Origin of the sequence: Paraburkholderia sp. BR10937, assembly GCF_040965695.1 — a bacterium.
GTDB lineage: Bacteria > Pseudomonadota > Gammaproteobacteria > Burkholderiales > Burkholderiaceae > Paraburkholderia.
The window spans coordinates 1-1,964 of sequence record NZ_JBFRCL010000131.1 but is presented as its reverse complement, the minus strand read 5'-3'; the positions used below and the strand labels follow the sequence as shown (position 1 = coordinate 1,964).

Here is a 1,964-nt window from a genome sequence, read left to right as displayed (position 1 = left end):
GGTCGGAGTAGGAACGATGGTCACCCATCACCCCCTCCACAGATCCGTACGTGCGGAGCTACCGCATACGGCTCCTGCCTTGGGTCGTGACGATCAGACGCTGACTCGGATAGGGGTGGCAGATATGGACGAGGGGTAGCCAGTGCGCTGCGAGCCGATTCATGCGCTGACTCGTCAGGCGATGCTTCTGGCTTCGACGGCGCAGCGTGCGGAACCACAGTCGACCAACAGCTTGACGGAACTGCCCGATGCGCGTGCCGTTACGGGGCACCCCGAAGTAGCGCGTATGCCCGTTCACTACCGCCCGCAGGTAACGTCCCTGCTCTGCGATGGTCTGATGCATACGCCGGCGCAGTTCCTCTTTTACTGCCAGCAGCTTGGCCCGCATTCGCTTGGCACTAGTCAATCGCACTATCGCGAACTTCCCTTTGCGGGACTTTCCGCAGCAATGCGTGAAGCCCAGGAAGTCGAATGTCTGCGGCTTGCTCCCGTCGCGACGTCGGCAGTTTTCGCGGGCGAAACGCCCAAACTCAATCAGCCGCGTCTTGCTCTCATGCAGCTTCAAGCCGAAGCGGCCCAGCCTTTCGGTTACCGCACGCTGGAAGCGCCCAGCGTCCCTCACGGACTGGAAACCCGCGACCCAGTCATCGGCATACCGCACCATGATCATGTCGCCTTCGGCGTGCCGCGCACGCCACTGCTTCACCCACAAGTCGAACGCATAGTGGAGGTAGACGTTCGCCAACAGTGGCGAGATACTACCGCCCTGAACTGTACCTATCTCACTCTGCGTCAACGTGCCGTCTTCCAGCACGCCAGCGTGCAGCCATTTCTTGATGAGCCGCACCACCCGCGTGTCCGCCACCCGGTGCTCGATGAATTTGATCAGCCAGTCGTGTTCGATTGTGTCGTAGAACTTGCTGATGTCCGCATCGAGTATCCACCTCACTTTCCTGCGCTCGATACCCACGCTCACGGCATCGAGAGCGTTGTGCGCACTCTTGCCGGGGCGGAAGCCGTAACTGAACCCGACGAAGTCCTGCTCGTAGATCGCGTTGAGTACCTCGACCGTGGCAAGCTGAACGAGCTTGTCCTCCAGCGCCGGCACGCCCAGCGGGCGCTTGCTGCCGTCTGCCTTGTCGATGTACACGCGTCTGACAGGCTGGGGCCGGTAGGCCCCTCGGGCCAGCCGGTCGGACAGGTCCAGAAGTCGCGCTTCCAGGTCCAGTCCGTACGACTGCCACGTCTCGCCGTCCACGCCAGCTGCCGCCTTGCGCTTAAGCGCAAGGTAGGCTGCCCGCAGGCGGTCGTCCGCGTAGATGTGATGCATCAGGGTGGTGAACTTCGCACCCGGTCGGCCTTTGGCCGTCTGTCGTATGCCGTCGAGCGCCGTTCCCATGTCATATTCCCGCCCCAATCTGCGGGACATGCGCGCTGCGACTGCATTGCCCTTGGCCTGCCGCCTTCCCTCCACCACCTCCGCCGTCGAGGGAGTTTCATCCCCGACTTTGTTCGGCAGCTTCTGCGGTACTACGCAGCAGTCCGACTTCCCGTGCCCGTAGCTCATCGTCGTACGCCCTCTGGCTTCACGATGCGCACTACTTCCGACGCTTCCCAGCGCGACGTAGTAGGGCGCGGGATCTCCCGGTTCCCGTGCAAGGTGTTTCCGCACGTGCTCAGGGTCTCCGACCGCGCGGGGTCCGGGATCGCCTTGCCAATACGGCAATCCCGGTGTGGCTTTCGGCAAGCGTCCAGTGCCTCGGCACCCCGATCAGCCCGTGCCTTTCGGCGCGGGGAATGGATTTCGCAGCTCAATACCTGGCCCATGCGTACCTCTGCCAACGCTTCGCCTACGCCCTTACGGACGTACACGCATGACTCGAGGCCGTCGTGGCTGGCTAGGCCTTCAACGTATGACTCTTTCATTCACAACACCTTGCCGGTTTTGACCGGCGCACGGACGC

1 protein-coding gene is annotated in these 1,964 nt (G+C 62.6%); it reads right to left on the bottom strand.

Features of this window, described 5'->3' with window-relative positions:
* Window positions 1-58 precede the first annotated feature (58 nt).
* The gene (gene ltrA, locus AB4Y44_RS42245) at window positions 59-1,567 is read right to left on the bottom strand and encodes a group II intron reverse transcriptase/maturase (RefSeq protein ID WP_342925502.1); all 1,509 of its coding nucleotides are present in this window, start codon (window positions 1,565-1,567) and stop codon (window positions 59-61) included.
* Window positions 1,568-1,964 lie beyond the last annotated feature (397 nt).

What these genes read in the sequence shown, in the direction of transcription:
- ltrA (WP_342925502.1), bottom strand. Translation starts at nt 1,567, where the DNA reads ATGAGCTACGGGCACGGGAAGTCGGACTGCTGCGTAGTACCGCAGAAG.